Raw genomic sequence first — 13,851 nt, forward strand, 5'->3', positions numbered from 1 at the left:
AATTTGGATACAAACAAGTTATGACACTTGAGCCAAATAGCGCTCAAGTGTCATAACTTGTTTCATTATTCAGTGGTATTAAATTCAGCAGCCTGAGCAGCCTCTTGAGCTGATGACGACATTTCAGGCGCTATAGAGTGTTGAACGTCTGTATGTGCCTTTCCTAAATAGCTTGGAATATCAAGTCCTGCCATGTTAAACATTTCGTTAAGAGGTGGGATGGATTGCATCATGCCAGATACAAATTTAGCGGTGTTTGTTTTACCATCGTCACCGCCGAGATTATCCCAAACTGTGATTTTATCAATTTTGATATTTTTAATCGCTTCAACTTGTTTCTCAATAAGTTCTGGTAACTTATCAACAACCATCAGTTTCATGGCTTGTTCTGCACCACCAGCAGCCTCGACGATCGCTTTGAAACCATCGGCTTGTTTGACGAGCATTTCGTTAGTACCTCTTGCTTGCGCTTCAAGTTTTAAGTAGATGGCATCAGCTTCACCTTTAGCGTTGATTCGAATTCTACTTGCTTCTGCTTCAGCCGCAATTTCAACACGTTCTTTTTCAATTTTTGCTTGAACGATTTGATCAGCTTCACGTGTTGCTTTTTCAAGTTCAGCACGTGCATTTTCAGCATCTTTTTGAGCCACATAAGATTCTTCAAGTGCTTTGGCTTGTTGTACTTTTTCAGCTGCCACTGCGTGCTTGTTGGCAATGGCTTCCATTTCACGACGCTTAGCATCGGATTCAGCCACTTTAATTTTAGATTGGTTTTCACCTTCTACGGCAGTTGCATTGGCATCGGCCACTTTAACCCTTTGATCCATTAAGGCTTGTGCTTCACCGATAGAACCATCTCTTGTTTTTTGTGATACAGAAATCTTAGCGTCGTTCACAGCTTTGGCAGCGGCTTCCTTACCCAAGGCATCTATGTAACCCGATTCGTCGCTGATGTCTGTGATGTTTACGTTGATCAATCTTAAACCAATTTTCTTGAGCTCTGATTCAACATTTCTTGATACTTCTTCTAAAAATTTATCTCTGTCCGTATTGATTTCTTCGATGTCCATAGTGGCAACAACGAGACGCAATTGACCAAAGATGATGTCTTTAGAAAGTTCTTGTATTTCTTCACTTTTAAGTCCTAAAAGTCTCTCTGCTGCATTTTGCATTATGTCAGCTTCTGTGCTGATCCCTACGGTAAATCTTGAAGGCACGTCAATTCTGATGTTTTGTTTAGAAAGTGCATTTTGAAGGTTGACTTCGATGGACATCGGGATTAAGTCTAAATAACGGTAGGCTTGGATCACTGGCCAAACAAGTGTTGCACCACCATGGATACATTTGGCACTTTTGACGCCATCTGAATTCGTACCGACTAAACCATATTTAACGAGGATTTTATCAGAAGGACATTTTTTATAGCGCGATAGGATTGCGATGAACAAACCAAATATAAAAATTGCTGCCATTGATACAAACATGACACCTGAAAAATTTTCAATGATCATTTTTTATCTCCTTTATTCTGAGTATCGAGGGTATAAGTTTCAATTAAAAGTTGATTGGTTCCAAAGATAGCTAAAACTTTAACTTTTGTGCCTGTTTTAATCACAGTGGATTCATCCGTTATAGCTTCAAGTTCTCTCAAGGAGCCTTGAACGGCGATCATGACTTTACCTGCACCTTGTCGATTCGGTGGGATGGGAATGTAGACTTCACCAACTTGATCCAGTGCATTGTCAAAATTCAGAGTACCATTACGCTGCATTCTACTGATGAGTAAGAACAAGCTCATGGAGATCATAACGAATATCAGACCAATGACAATGGAAAAGAACAGCGTCAATACGACTGGTATATTTTTGGTGACTAACCAAAGACCACTCCAACCGAAAAAAGTAAAAAAAGCAATAATGTTTCTCACTGAAAACAGTGTCATATGACTGGCACCTGTAATATCCACATCACCATCAGCATCAAAATCTGCATCAATTTCGCCCGAGAGACCAAAGATTGTCATGAGTGTTTGGATGAGTAAGATGAGGGATGCTGGAATAGCCACGTACAAATATATTTTTTCCAATGTTAATAGCATAAAATTGAACCTCCTTTCTGTGGGTTTACCATCCAAAAGTATAATACCATAAATCAGAGGCTTTGATATTAAATTAGTATTAAGTTAGGCTTAAACAAGTTTGTTTGATTTAATAAGCCCTATAAGCGCATGTGTCTCTTCAGTGCATTCGATATCTCCAGCGACGTTGAAAAGTGTATTGAAACCCATTTTATGCCAAAATCGAAGACCTCTCCAGTTTTTCAAGCTGACCCCAACGCCCACTTTGCTAAAAGGCAATTTAGTATAAAGGGTATTGAGATTTGAAATGATTTCATGACCATAGTGATTACGCCTCTGTGAACTGTCAATAACGAACATGCCTATCCAGAGGGTTTTGTCATCTGGATAGCCCATATATATTTCCATAAAACCTATTATTTCTAGAGTGTCTTTTTTTAGAATCGAATAAAAATCAAAGTGGTCACGACTGGCATTTGGAATAGGGGGGAGGTCGCCTTCTTCGATGGCTTTGATAAAGTAATCTTCGGTAAAAGCTTCCCCTTCTGTAAGGACTTTGTTCTCCCATGTATTTGCAACGCTCATGAGTTCATCGAGTTCTCTCAACTGAGCCGGCCTGATGATAAGTCGTTCTGTACAATGGCTATAGGGCATATTGAGTATCCTTTCTCCTTCAAATGATGTGGACTAGAAATTAGAGGTTACGATCGGAGCCAATAATCAGACCCGTCTTTAGAGCGATCCATAAAACCGTATTCGATGAGATAGCGTCTTAATGTAACATAGTCTGGGTAGATGGCTTTTAAAATGACATTGAGTTCTTTTTCAGTGTAATGTTTTTGAGGATCGAGCGTCGAAACGATTTGTCTTAAAATAACGAGTTTTTTCTTTTCTTTTGTAGAGAAGGTTTTGAGTTTTAAAGGTTCAAGGGAAATGAATGCACGCTCAAGAATAGCCTTGGCTTCATCTGCTGTGATTTTGTAACGATCATCAATCATGGTGGCGTGTGCGTGGATCGGTACGATGTCTGAGCTTGAGGGATGTGCTTCAAAGGTCAGTTCATATAGCGCAAGAAAGAGTTTGGCCTGTTTTGCTTTTTCCTTCATCGTAAAGCGCATATGTCTCACCGTGGAAGGTGCAAGTTTTAGGGATTTGGCTATTTCTTTATCCGAAACGCCAGAGGCCATTAAAATCAAAATTTCTTTTTGATTATCTGTGATGGAAGTTAATTTTTTATCGAGTGATAAAAGAGTTTCAAGTCTTTGACCATGTTCATGTACAATGTGATGCTGAATCATTTTTTCAGCAGTAAAAAAACGGTTTTCATAGGGAAAGATTTCACCCTCTTCATAGACAGCACCACATTCGATACAGTTATACGTGCCTTTGTCAGCATGATATTGGTATCCGTTTTTTAGGGTTTCTATGTTGGCGTCGATATAATTTGGTTTCATGGGTCACCTCTGTAATGATAAGATAAAATGTTTGTTATAAATATAAACAAATTATATAAAAGTTTATCTAAAATGTCAACATTCTGCAATATATATTTTGTGTGATCAAAGCAGTTTATGTGATCAAATCAGTGACTGTGACTACGATCTGTAGTATAATCAGTTGAGAACAAATAAAAGGGGTGTCGAGATGGCAAGAGATGAAAACCTCCAAATAGAATCCGAAGCAGAAAATGTGGCGATCAGATTGGAAAAAAGATTATTAAAGCAAAAAGGTTTTCTATATGCAGTTATTGCGTCTAGTATTTATGCCTTTAATTCAATTCTGGGTAAAATGATCCTAGTAGAAGGTGTAGCGCCTTTGATACTCAGTTTTTATCAATATCTGATTGGGACAGTGCTCATTTTAATGACGTTGTTGATTTTTCATAAAGATAAACTTAAAATCTCTAAAATTCAGCTCAAGCAAACTGCCATACAGGGCATTTTTGGCGCTTTTGGAACCAATATTTTTTTCTATTTAGCATTACAGCACTTAAATGCGGGAATCGCTTCGATGCTTCTTTTTACGAATCCTGTTTTTGTGACGCTTTTCTTTGCCATTACAGGGACTAAAAAACTTAAAAAGGAAAATTACATGGCATTGATTTTGGCGATGATTGGAATTGTACTCGTCCTCGACATTTTTGCGGTGAAGGGAATGACGCTTTCTTTGATCGGCGTCGGATTTGGACTTGCAAGTGCGTTGACGTACACCTTTTATAATCTCTATGCAGATTTTAAGATGGTTAAGATGGATCATTACACCGTGCTTTTCTATACCTCGTTATTTGGATTGAGCGTTTCATTTGCCAGTGTGGTAGGGGTATATGGCATCGTTCCAATCTTAAGTTTGCATTTGCTCAAATACATTTTTATCATAGCGGTATGTGCTGGAATTTTACCCGTGATTTTTTTCTATAAATCCATTGGAATCATTGGTTCGGAGAGAACGAGTATCGTGGCAACGCTTGAGCTGCCTTTGACACTGATCATAGCCTTCTTGATTTTAAAAGAGCATCTCAATGGGATGCAAGTCGGGGGCGCTTTATTGGTGATATTATCTGTGGTCTTGTTGCATCGTGGGGATTGAAAGGCGCTATAGGATTATTAAATTCTGATTACTAAACGGTCACAAGAATTGAACAATGGCAGCGTTTGTGTTAAACTGATAAAGTTCGGTAAATTAAACGCATTATAAAATGTAACATATGTATTTGAAAGGAGGTAGCCCATGGCTGAATTCAAACTTATATCCAATAACAAAAAAGCCAGACACGACTACTTCATAGAAGATACGTATGAAGCAGGTCTTGAGCTTTTCGGAACAGAAGTAAAATCCATCAGAGATGGTAAAGCAAGTATTAAAGAAGCCTATGCTGAGATCAGAAATGGCGAGATGTTCATCATTGGGATGAATATCACACCTTATGATCACGGCAATCAATTTAACAAGGATCCTCTTAGAACGAGGCGTCTTTTGTTACACAAGCGCGAGATTATCAAAATGGAAGATCTCAAAGCACGTGATGGCTATACACTTGTGCCACTGAGGCTCTATATCAACCCAAGAGGTCTGGTTAAGATCGAAATTGCGGTTGCTAAAGGAAAGAAAAATTACGATAAGCGCGAAACACTTGCGAAGAAGGATGCTGAACGCAATATTCAAAAAGCCTTGAAGAATTACAACCGATAGGCAAACCCATTCATGGGGCCGTCCAGGTTTCGACAGGGATGATGCACTACTGTAAGCGAGCCGTGTTTCTTGGTCTGGGGTACACGTTAACGAACTGGACTACTTAAATATAATTGCAAACGAAAATTTTGCACTAGCTGCCTAATCGCAGCGTCAACCCTAGGCCTTATCTCAGCCGCTTAGGATCTTGACCTAAACCCTGCTGGGGTCTCTGGATCAGATGCTTTTCTAATTTGATTTGGTAGTATAATAGAAATAGCTTGCTAGCGTGTGTGTCGTTAAACGTGCTTGTGAGCGAATCTTATGAAGCGACTGCGCTCGGAGAAAGCGGTAGGAATTTGTTTTTGGACAGGGGTTCGATTCCCCTCGGCTCCACCAATAAAAAAATACCCCCAAATGACTTGAATAAGTTAGTTGGGGGTATTTTTAAAATGATTCGAAACGAAATATAATGAAGTTAATAAGTTGAAATGAGGTGATTGTCATTAAGCACAAAAGAGTGTTTGAAAAACTTGAACAATACAACCGAATTAAAGGTGATCTTCCAGAAGTGAGTTTGAATAGTTACAGGCAGGCTTTTGAACTTGAATATACTCATAATTCAACAGCTATTGAAGGCAATACACTCACCCTTTTAGAAACTAAAGCAGTACTCGAAGAAGGTTTATCAGTTGGTGGGAAACATTTAAGAGAGCTGTATGAGGTCATTAATCATAATAAAGCTTATCAATATGTTAAAAAATGTATTGCGGATAAACTTGTCTTAAACGAAAATATCATCAAAGATATTCATTCGATATTGATGGAAAATATTATGGTTGGTGGTATATACCGCAATGTAGATGTCTATATTTCAGGTGCTCAGCATACGCCACCATCACCAAGTGAAATGTACGCTCAAATAAAGACCTTTTATATGGATTTAATTGATAAAACATTTGAAAGTACTATAGAATGTGCCGCATGGACCCATGCTGAATTTGTGAGAATACACCCTTTTGTCGATGGCAATGGTAGAACATCAAGACTTATTATGAATTATCAGCTGATGGCAAATGGATTTTTGCCGATCTCAATTAAAAAAGAATCCCGATTAGAGTATTTTAATGCTCTCGAAGCCTACGCTGTTACAAAGGATTTATGTCTTTTTGAGAATATGATTGCGGTTCTTGAGGATGAGCAATTAGATCGGTATTTAAGCATGAGCAAGGGTTAATTCACATGTTAGCTTTCTTGTTCGGGGTATACAATAAAAGGAAAGGCCCATGCAAACGCATGGGTCTTTCCTTTTATTGAGTGGATGCTGTGGGAGTCGAACGGACCGTTAAGAAAAACGTCCGGGGGACGTTTTTTAGGCCCTGGCGTGATAGCACCTGAGCCGCGCCAAAAAGGCGGCGAAGGTGCGGAGCGACTCCCCATATGTATGTGTTGGGGTGTTGTATGAACGGAGCGCCCCAAGGTGGACTGGAGATGGAGGGAGTCGAAACCTCGTAGCTTGGAGATTCGAAGAATCTCCAAGGGAGAGAGTGAAGCACAAAGGAACAGCGCAAGCTGTTACGACTGCTGAACTCGAGCGCAGCGGCTGCTCGATTCCCCGTGAGTATGTGCATGGACCTTATCTCAACGGAGCGAATAGAAGAGGATTTTTGTGCGATGTAAAATTGTCCAATGTATTGAAAATACATGCATTAAATGAGTTCAAATACATGTGGAAATTGCATAATTACCTAATAAGTCAAAAAGTTACGTTTAGCGCTTTTGTGAAGTCAGTAACACGTGGGTGAGAACCACCAGTGCGGAGATTTTAGAGATGCTCTATAGGAGTGGCCGTATAGATACCGCATTTTGGGTCTATGAGACGAATTTACAAACTGAACAACCGCCATACCTTGCTCAGGCACCCTTTCGGCGATAACTCACTTTCAATTTCTACAACCTTTCATTTCACTGCATCACAACCACTGAAAAAAAGTTACCGCCATTTAGGTCTCTGAGCCCCATAGCTTGTGTGACTACTTGGATGTGTCTGAATATAGGCAGCAGATAAAGACATTTCGATTGAAATACGTTTTTATTGCGGCTAAAATTATCAAAACAGCTAGGTCTGTGATTATGAAGCTCTCAAGCAAATATCCTTATCAAGAGGTGTATAAAAAATGTATCTGCTTACAGTCGTAACGATTGATAAATTGCCTCTTGAATCACTTGAGTGAATCGAGTGGTTTTTTAATTGAACCAACAATTTTGATTTTTGAAACTTAGTTGAGAATAATGGGTATATCCTATTCAAATGTGTTGAGGAAGGTGTGTGAAAAATGTTGAAATGTAGGAGTAACTACTTAAATTCATCATAGGTTTAGCGAAAATATTGAATTCTAGTACTTTTCGAAAAACGACGTAGAATTTAGGTTTTACTGACAACTTAGTTGACAAACACCGTGACGCTCAGAACTTCAACTTGACAAAGGAAAAAGATAAGAGTAAGCTATTCGTATGAACATATGAACATATGAACATATATTCATATGAATAAATTGGTGTTTAGTGACGCCATAGAATTGTTTTTGACAAAAAGGAGATGTATAAAATGAATGAACACAATCATGACCATGGCCATTTAAAGGATGCTGGGCATTCTCACGACGTTTCACAATTATCTGGCAAAAAAATATTTTGGGTGACTTTATTGAATGCGACAATTACTATAGCAGAAATAATTGGTGGAATTGTTTCTGGAAGTTTAGCACTATTGTCGGATGCAATGCACAATTTAAGTGATACGATTGCAATCGCCTTATCCTATTATGCAAATAAAATTGGTCAAAAACCAAAAGATAAAAAACGGACTTATGGTTATAAAAGAGCAGAAATTCTAGCCGCATTCATAAATGCTTCTGTTTTGATTGCGTTGTCATTATTATTAATCATTGAGGCTATCAAGAGGTTTAATTCACCGGAAGCTATTAATGGAAATTTGATGATCATAGTTGCTTTTATTGGTTTAATTGCCAATCTTTTTTCTGTTTTTCTACTGGAAAAAGATTCTCATGAGAATCTGAATATCAAATCTAGCTATTTGCATTTGTTAGGTGATACCGTTTCATCCGTGGGTGTATTATTGGGCGGTATTGCAATCAAATATTGGAATGTTTTATGGATAGATCCCATTGTGACCATTGCAATATCATTATATATATTAAGAGAAGCATGGCATGTTACCAAGACAACCATTGACATTTTGATGCAATCTTCACCTTCGCTTGACTATGAACATATAAAAGAAGAAATTGAGGCTATTGAAAATGTGAAAAACATTCATCATGTACATGCATGGATGACTGATGAAAAAACAATTTATTTTGAAGCGCATATAGATCTTTCGGACATGTTATTGTCTGAAGTACAATTAGTCTACAATAAAATTGAGCACTTACTGAAAGAACATTATGATATAAGTCATATTACATTGCAAGCAGAAGTTGACAATTGCAGTTCAAAGGATTTTTTCAATAGTTGATTGTATGAATAAAGTCAGGTTTCTAGTTTTATTTAGCATAATATTATTTGCATCTTAGGAGGTGTCATATGAATCGAAGGTTGAATGTAGGATTAGATGTCGGGTCTACTACTGTAAAAATGATTGTATTAGATGAAGAAGACATTATAGTATTTAAAGATTATCGTAGACACTTTTCCGATATAAAAAAGACTGTCACGGAATTGTTTGAAGACGTTCATGAGTTGTTAAGTTCTGCAACTCTTAAATTCATGGTCACCGGTTCAGCTGGATTAAGTCTAGCTGAAAGTCTTGGCGTCAAATTCATCCAAGAAGTTGTGGCTTGCACTAAAGCGATTAAGAAATATGCACTAGACACAGATGTGGCCATTGAACTTGGTGGTGAAGATGCAAAAATCATGTATTTTGGAACGACTGTTGAACAACGTATGAACGGTACTTGTGCCGGTGGAACGGGTTCTTTTATTGACCAGATGTCCTCACTGCTTAGAACGGATGCGCTTGGACTTAATAATTTGGCTCAAAACCATAAGGAAATTTATCCTATTGCCTCTAGATGTGGCGTCTTTGCCAAAACCGACGTTCAACCCTTGCTCAATGAAGGGGCATCAAAGGAAGATATTGCCGCTTCAGTACTTCAAGCGGTAGTCAATCAGACAATCAGCGGGCTTGCATGCGGAAAACCCATCAGAGGTAAAGTCGCGTTTTTAGGCGGTCCGTTATCATTTTTGCCTGAACTCAAGAAACGTTTTGAAATCACTTTAAATCTTGGTGTGAACGAAAGCGTCACTCTGGATCATACCCAGTATTTTGTTGCGCTTGGTGCCGCATTATCATCCAAAACTTCTGAAGATATGGATCCGCATTGTCTATATGACAGAATGCCATCCATCTACTGTGAATCAAGAGATACATCAGATCTGTCAGAACCACTATTCAAATCAGAGGAAGCCTATGCTGAATTTGTGGCGCGACATGAAAAGCATAAAGTAAAACGTTTCCCTATTGAAGATGTGAGTGATCCAACTTATTTGGGCATCGATGCAGGATCGACGACGACAAAAATCGCATTAATCGATGATCAAAAAAGACTCATATTCTCACATTACGGATCTAATGAAGGTGATCCACTTAGGATTGGCGTGACTAAAATGCTTCTAAGTGAAATATTAGAAAAAAAAGATGAAATTCATAAAATAGTCCAGAAGAACAAGGGCAATCAAGTGAAAGTTGAAATGAGGTGATTGAGATTAAGCACAAAAGAATGTTTGAAAAACTTGAACAATACAATCAAATAAAAAATGATCTTCCAGAAGTGAGTATAAATAGTTATAGACAGGCTTTTGAACTTGATTATACCCACAATTCAACTGCTATAGAAGGCAATACACTGACACTTTTAGAAACAAAAGTTGTTCTTGAAGAAGGTTTATCAATAGGTGGAAAACAATTAAGAGAGCTTTATGAGGTCATTAACCATAATAAAGCCTATCAATATGTTAAGCGTTGCATTACAGATGGACATTTACTAAATGAAAAGATCATTAAAGATATTCATGCAATTTTAATGGAAACCATTATGACAGGCGGCATCTATCGTCATGTGGATGTCTATATATCCGGTGCCGAACACACACCACCATCACCAAGTGATATGTACGCTCAAATAAAAGCCTTTTACATGGATTTGGTAGAAAAGGTATTTGATAACCCTATTGAATGCGCTGCATGGACTCATGCTGAATTTGTAAAAATACATCCTTTTGTTGATGGCAATGGCAGAACCTCAAGACTTATTATGAACTATCAACTTATGGCAAATGGATTGTTGCCGATCTCAATAAAAAAGGAATCTCGATTAGAATATTTTAATACGATTGAAGCATATGCAGTTAAAGGAGATTTAAGTTTTTTTGAAAATATGATTGCTGTTCTTGAAGAAGAGCAGTTAGATAAGTATTTAAGTATGAGCAGGAGCAAATTTTAGAAATAGCTTTTTTGTCTTAATGCCAATGTTAGATTTTTGCTTTATATGAGTAAACGCAAAGCACTCCAAAATTGAAGCGCTTTGCGTTGTGCGTCTATAACCTTCTTTTTCCAAACGCTTATTTAGGCATATACTATAGATGCGCGGACTATTTTGAAGTAAAGCGTAGCATTTATCCACCTCATCCAGAAATGAGACAGCAGCCATTTTGTTAGCACACTCAAGTAAAATATATTTGACAATCTCATCAAGATCATTCTGTGCAAGTTCGGTGATTGTCAATTTATACATTGTATTTCTCTCTAACACTTTTTAAAGCCTTTTGTGCATCAAGTACTTTTCCTTCTGAGAGCTGAGTTTCTGCTGCATTTAGTTTGTCGTAGACGTCTAGGATATACATTTTTTCTTTGTAGGTTTCCATACTCATAATGACCATATCACCATACCCATTTTTAGTAATATAGATGGGTTCTTTGGATTCATGGCACATTTGAGAAATCTCGCTCGTGTTTTTTAGGTCTCTAATTGGAATAATTTGAGGCATTTGATCATCTCCTTCCGTGGCTTTATTGTACCATAATTATACCACGATACCGATGATTTAGCTATACATTAGACTACACAAAATGCACAGCACAAGTAAAGTGTTAGTGCTAGAATCAGTGAGGACATATATTGAAAGTCATTTAGCCGTCTAACAGTGTCAATTAAAGCGATTCGAAATGGAGAAAAAATTATAGTTATTGCATAGCGTTATGGTATAGAGTTAGGAACCAATCTGAATTTCACAAGTTATGTCAGATATTGTGAAAATAAGAAACCTTTTATCATCAATGGTTTATGAGATCATCCTCTACTATAATAAATATCTTTTACGTTGCAAAACACAACGTAGAATGCAACGAAAAAAAATACGTTGCAAACAATACGTTTTTAAAAACAGTAAGTGCGTATGCGAACTATGAAACTGGAACAATAATATTTGGTGTAAACGATCAAGGAGATGCAGTAGGTGTCGATGATATTCAAGAAACATGTGCAAACGCAAGGGTTCGTTTGTTTTTTTGATTGGATTAACCATAATTTGACCATAAAGGTAATTATGATTCTGATTCTGGTGAACTTGCAATTTTTGAGCCTGTTTTCAAATAGATAAATAGCTATTGTAAAACTGAGCAAAATTTATTGAGGCGTTATTTTAGTCCTTTCTCGAGTAAACTATTATAGATTAAGTGCATACATGCTTACATATAAATCAAATGATCAATTTCATGGCTTTGTACTGGACAATTTGATCGTCTAAAAACGCGCAGGCTTCTCTTGATGCGTTTTCGATGTTAAATAACATAGCAGTCCTTCGCAACCTTTCATAACATCTTGATAAGTGATTTCAAAGTCTCCGGTATACCAAGGGTCAGCAATGTCGCCGTGTGCAGTTAAAATCTGACGGGTGCCCCTATGGACGTCATTGCCGATTTCCTCTGTGCTCGTCGCTGCTGAAGCAATTTCGAAAACATCGCTTAACCGATGTTTGGCAACCAGATCTTTCATGACATACTCTGCCATTGGCGACCTGCAAATGTTGCCATGACAAATGAAAAGAATTTAACCACTTTGGTGTCCGACACCAAAAGCGGTAGGAGCAAATTTTAGTCAGCCAGAGTGGATATTCAAATGAAGATGTCCTATGAAGATAATCTAAAACAAAATCTTGATGACTTAGTAGAACGGATGAAGCGACAAGCATACAAGCCACAACTTTCTATGATCAGCGCTGCGTTTGTTTCCTTTTAAATAGAAATATGAAAAGTGAAATTACAAATAATCCTGCTAAAACCCAAATAGTATAATTCATTGAGTCATGACGAGTAGAATAACCACCCATTTTATTATCTACAGTGTTTGATATTGATAAATCTTTTAGCTTGTTGAGTATTTCTTGAGCTTCATACTTTGTGAATAGTTCATAGTTTGACAAGTCTTTTGACTCGTTAAAAAACGGAATTATAAACTGGTTGTTATCGGCTTCAACATATAATCCTTTAAAGTTATAGCCAATAAAATCAACCATTTTAAGTTTGTCAAATTTTTTTATGGATTGATCTATTAAAATTTTCTTAATAAACTGATCATCATAACAGGCTTTTAAAAAGGAATCATCAATGCCAATATAACCGTGTTCTAAAATTCCATCATCAGTTATTAAGAATCTCAGCGCTGCCTTTGTTCCATCATCTAAAACTAAAAGAGTATAATAACTTACTAATGTATTTTCCATTATTTCGGTGGTTGTCTTGGAATCAATTAGTGAATAATCTGATAATTTTTGAGTGAGATTATAAATTTGAACAAAATCGTTATTTTTATGAGAATAGAAATCAGATGCTTTTAACTTGTCTTTACTTGTAAAAATTTCAACATTTTCATTATTAGATTCGGCTGAAATAAATTCATTGAGTTGAGTTATAATAGTATCGTCTTTTATCGTAATTGATACTGTATCATCTTGCGCAAAAGAAAGTGAAACTGTACTAATAATCAGCGCTAAAACCAATAAAATTCTAATTTTTTTCATTACCATTCACCATCCAAATAATATGACGTTCCTATTACATAAAGTCCTGTATATTGAAGTTCATCCCATGAAAAATATTCGTTAGTTGCCTGTCCGGGACCCGGATCAACATAGAATATTCTTTGATTATAGTTTCTATCATCATAAGCATGTACAGCAAGAGCATGCTCGGCACCGTTTGAAAATTCCATTCCAAGAGCTATTGGATTGTTAGAAGTCCTTAATTTGCCTACAATGAAACTTTGTGATGATGTATAGCTGTATCCGGTGGATTTTTTGTAATCTATATCTGCAACATCATATTGACTTTTAGTAACGTTAAAACGACTATCTGCTACCATTTGAGCTACAGCATTCCAACACCATTCATCTTCTAACTGAGTATAAACTGGCATAGAATAGTAAATTACTTCACCAGTGGCAAATGATAGAGATGATGCTATAATTGCTAAAATTAGAGCAAAACTTAAGTATCTTTTATGCATTGTATTGCCTCCTTGTTTTGT

16 protein-coding genes, 1 other RNA gene and 1 pseudogene are annotated in these 13,851 nt (G+C 37.0%); 9 read left to right on the forward strand and 9 right to left on the reverse strand.

Annotated elements, in window-relative coordinates; genetic code table 11:
• Window positions 1–65 precede the first annotated feature (65 nt).
• From F3D3_RS21610 to F3D3_RS21625, 4 genes are all read right to left on the reverse strand, one after another.
• Entirely contained in the window at window positions 66–1,511 is a 1,446-nt protein-coding gene (locus F3D3_RS21610) for a flotillin family protein (protein WP_139132173.1), read from the reverse strand.
• Window positions 1,508–2,098 carry an NfeD family protein gene (locus F3D3_RS21615; protein WP_069876520.1) on the reverse strand — a complete coding sequence of 197 codons (591 nt, stop codon included), beginning with the start codon at window positions 2,096–2,098 and terminating at the stop codon, window positions 1,508–1,510. Before F3D3_RS21615 ends, F3D3_RS21610 begins: the two co-directional genes overlap by 4 nt.
• Before the next feature lie 90 nt (window positions 2,099–2,188).
• A complete protein-coding gene (locus F3D3_RS21620) occupies window positions 2,189–2,731 on the reverse strand; it encodes a GNAT family N-acetyltransferase (RefSeq protein ID WP_069876521.1) in 543 nt (180 codons plus the stop codon).
• Window positions 2,732–2,778: 47 nt separating this feature from the next.
• Entirely contained in the window at window positions 2,779–3,531 is a 753-nt protein-coding gene (locus tag F3D3_RS21625; RefSeq protein WP_139132174.1) for a DUF2087 domain-containing protein, read from the reverse strand.
• Window positions 3,532–3,721: 190 nt separating this feature from the next.
• Here F3D3_RS21625 and F3D3_RS21630 point away from each other — a divergent pair, with 190 nt between their 5' ends.
• The 8 genes and pseudogenes from F3D3_RS21630 to F3D3_RS21665 all read left to right on the forward strand — a co-directional run bounded on the left by F3D3_RS21630 (window position 3,722) and on the right by F3D3_RS21665 (window position 10,770).
• A complete protein-coding gene (locus F3D3_RS21630) occupies window positions 3,722–4,663 on the forward strand; it encodes a DMT family transporter (protein WP_069876522.1) in 942 nt (313 codons plus the stop codon).
• Window positions 4,664–4,804: 141 nt separating this feature from the next.
• A complete protein-coding gene (gene smpB, locus F3D3_RS21635) occupies window positions 4,805–5,266 on the forward strand; it encodes an SsrA-binding protein SmpB (RefSeq protein WP_069876523.1) in 462 nt (153 codons plus the stop codon).
• Window positions 5,267–5,280: 14 nt separating this feature from the next.
• Window positions 5,281–5,644, forward strand: a transfer-messenger RNA (tmRNA) gene (gene ssrA, locus F3D3_RS21640).
• A 121-nt stretch (window positions 5,645–5,765) separates the two neighbouring features.
• Window positions 5,766–6,482, forward strand: coding sequence for a Fic family protein (locus F3D3_RS21645; protein WP_374700097.1), 717 nt, complete (start codon window positions 5,766–5,768; stop codon window positions 6,480–6,482).
• Between the two features lie 794 nt (window positions 6,483–7,276).
• Window positions 7,277–7,444 (forward strand): annotated as a pseudogene (locus tag F3D3_RS23850) (IS1380 family transposase); the annotation flags it as partial.
• Window positions 7,445–7,853: 409 nt separating this feature from the next.
• Complete coding sequence (locus F3D3_RS21655; RefSeq protein ID WP_084389232.1) at window positions 7,854–8,783, forward strand: cation diffusion facilitator family transporter; 930 nt, start codon at window positions 7,854–7,856, stop codon at window positions 8,781–8,783.
• A 68-nt stretch (window positions 8,784–8,851) separates the two neighbouring features.
• Complete coding sequence (locus F3D3_RS21660; RefSeq protein WP_069876525.1) at window positions 8,852–10,027, forward strand: BadF/BadG/BcrA/BcrD ATPase family protein; 1,176 nt, start codon at window positions 8,852–8,854, stop codon at window positions 10,025–10,027.
• Between the two features lie 20 nt (window positions 10,028–10,047).
• Window positions 10,048–10,770, forward strand: a complete 723-nt coding sequence (locus F3D3_RS21665; RefSeq protein WP_069876526.1) for a Fic family protein — start codon at window positions 10,048–10,050, stop codon at window positions 10,768–10,770.
• Here F3D3_RS21665 and F3D3_RS21670 read toward each other — a convergent pair.
• The gene (locus F3D3_RS21670; RefSeq protein WP_069876527.1) at window positions 10,744–11,061 is read right to left on the reverse strand and encodes a type II toxin-antitoxin system RelE/ParE family toxin; all 318 of its coding nucleotides are present in this window, start codon (window positions 11,059–11,061) and stop codon (window positions 10,744–10,746) included. The two genes, F3D3_RS21665 and F3D3_RS21670, sit on opposite strands and share 27 nt — an antisense overlap.
• Complete coding sequence (locus tag F3D3_RS21675; protein WP_069876528.1) at window positions 11,054–11,314, reverse strand: type II toxin-antitoxin system Phd/YefM family antitoxin; 261 nt, start codon at window positions 11,312–11,314, stop codon at window positions 11,054–11,056. The genes F3D3_RS21670 and F3D3_RS21675 overlap by 8 nt, the downstream gene beginning before the upstream one ends.
• A 296-nt stretch (window positions 11,315–11,610) precedes the next feature.
• Here F3D3_RS21675 and F3D3_RS25275 point away from each other — a divergent pair, with 296 nt between their 5' ends.
• A complete protein-coding gene (locus F3D3_RS25275; protein WP_084389233.1) occupies window positions 11,611–11,838 on the forward strand; it encodes an ATP-binding protein in 228 nt (75 codons plus the stop codon).
• A 231-nt stretch (window positions 11,839–12,069) separates the two neighbouring features.
• On the opposite strand, the gene F3D3_RS21680 is transcribed toward F3D3_RS25275, so the two are convergent.
• The 3 genes from F3D3_RS21680 to F3D3_RS21690 all read right to left on the reverse strand — a co-directional run bounded on the left by F3D3_RS21680 (window position 12,070) and on the right by F3D3_RS21690 (window position 13,830).
• Window positions 12,070–12,375: a hypothetical protein gene (locus F3D3_RS21680; RefSeq protein WP_255364413.1), complete on the reverse strand. Its 306-nt coding sequence runs from the start codon at window positions 12,373–12,375 to the stop codon at window positions 12,070–12,072.
• Window positions 12,376–12,538: 163 nt separating this feature from the next.
• Complete coding sequence (locus F3D3_RS21685) at window positions 12,539–13,345, reverse strand: hypothetical protein (RefSeq protein ID WP_139132175.1); 807 nt, start codon at window positions 13,343–13,345, stop codon at window positions 12,539–12,541.
• Window positions 13,345–13,830 carry a hypothetical protein gene (locus F3D3_RS21690; RefSeq protein ID WP_069876531.1) on the reverse strand — a complete coding sequence of 162 codons (486 nt, stop codon included), beginning with the start codon at window positions 13,828–13,830 and terminating at the stop codon, window positions 13,345–13,347. The genes F3D3_RS21685 and F3D3_RS21690 overlap by 1 nt, the downstream gene beginning before the upstream one ends.
• Window positions 13,831–13,851 lie beyond the last annotated feature (21 nt).

This window comes from Fusibacter sp. 3D3 (genome assembly GCF_001748365.1).
In the GTDB taxonomy this organism is placed as follows: domain Bacteria; phylum Bacillota; class Clostridia; order Peptostreptococcales; family Acidaminobacteraceae; genus Fusibacter_A.

Coding starts and splice junctions, on each gene's coding strand:
- F3D3_RS21625 (WP_139132174.1), bottom strand. CDS start 3,531: ATGAAACCAAATTATATCGACGCCAACATAGAAACCCTAAAAAACGGA.
- F3D3_RS21685 (WP_139132175.1), bottom strand. CDS start 13,345: ATGAAAAAAATTAGAATTTTATTGGTTTTAGCGCTGATTATTAGTACA.
- F3D3_RS21675 (WP_069876528.1), bottom strand. CDS start 11,314: ATGCCTCAAATTATTCCAATTAGAGACCTAAAAAACACGAGCGAGATT.
- F3D3_RS21615 (WP_069876520.1), bottom strand. CDS start 2,098: ATGCTATTAACATTGGAAAAAATATATTTGTACGTGGCTATTCCAGCA.
- F3D3_RS21655 (WP_084389232.1), top strand. CDS start 7,854: ATGAATGAACACAATCATGACCATGGCCATTTAAAGGATGCTGGGCAT.
- F3D3_RS21665 (WP_069876526.1), top strand. CDS start 10,048: ATGTTTGAAAAACTTGAACAATACAATCAAATAAAAAATGATCTTCCA.
- F3D3_RS21610 (WP_139132173.1), bottom strand. CDS start 1,511: ATGATCATTGAAAATTTTTCAGGTGTCATGTTTGTATCAATGGCAGCA.
- F3D3_RS21660 (WP_069876525.1), top strand. CDS start 8,852: ATGAATCGAAGGTTGAATGTAGGATTAGATGTCGGGTCTACTACTGTA.
- F3D3_RS21670 (WP_069876527.1), bottom strand. CDS start 11,061: ATGTATAAATTGACAATCACCGAACTTGCACAGAATGATCTTGATGAG.
- F3D3_RS25275 (WP_084389233.1), top strand. CDS start 11,611: ATGAGATCATCCTCTACTATAATAAATATCTTTTACGTTGCAAAACAC.
- F3D3_RS21630 (WP_069876522.1), top strand. CDS start 3,722: ATGGCAAGAGATGAAAACCTCCAAATAGAATCCGAAGCAGAAAATGTG.
- smpB (WP_069876523.1), top strand. CDS start 4,805: ATGGCTGAATTCAAACTTATATCCAATAACAAAAAAGCCAGACACGAC.
- F3D3_RS21690 (WP_069876531.1), bottom strand. CDS start 13,830: ATGCATAAAAGATACTTAAGTTTTGCTCTAATTTTAGCAATTATAGCA.
- F3D3_RS21620 (WP_069876521.1), bottom strand. CDS start 2,731: ATGCCCTATAGCCATTGTACAGAACGACTTATCATCAGGCCGGCTCAG.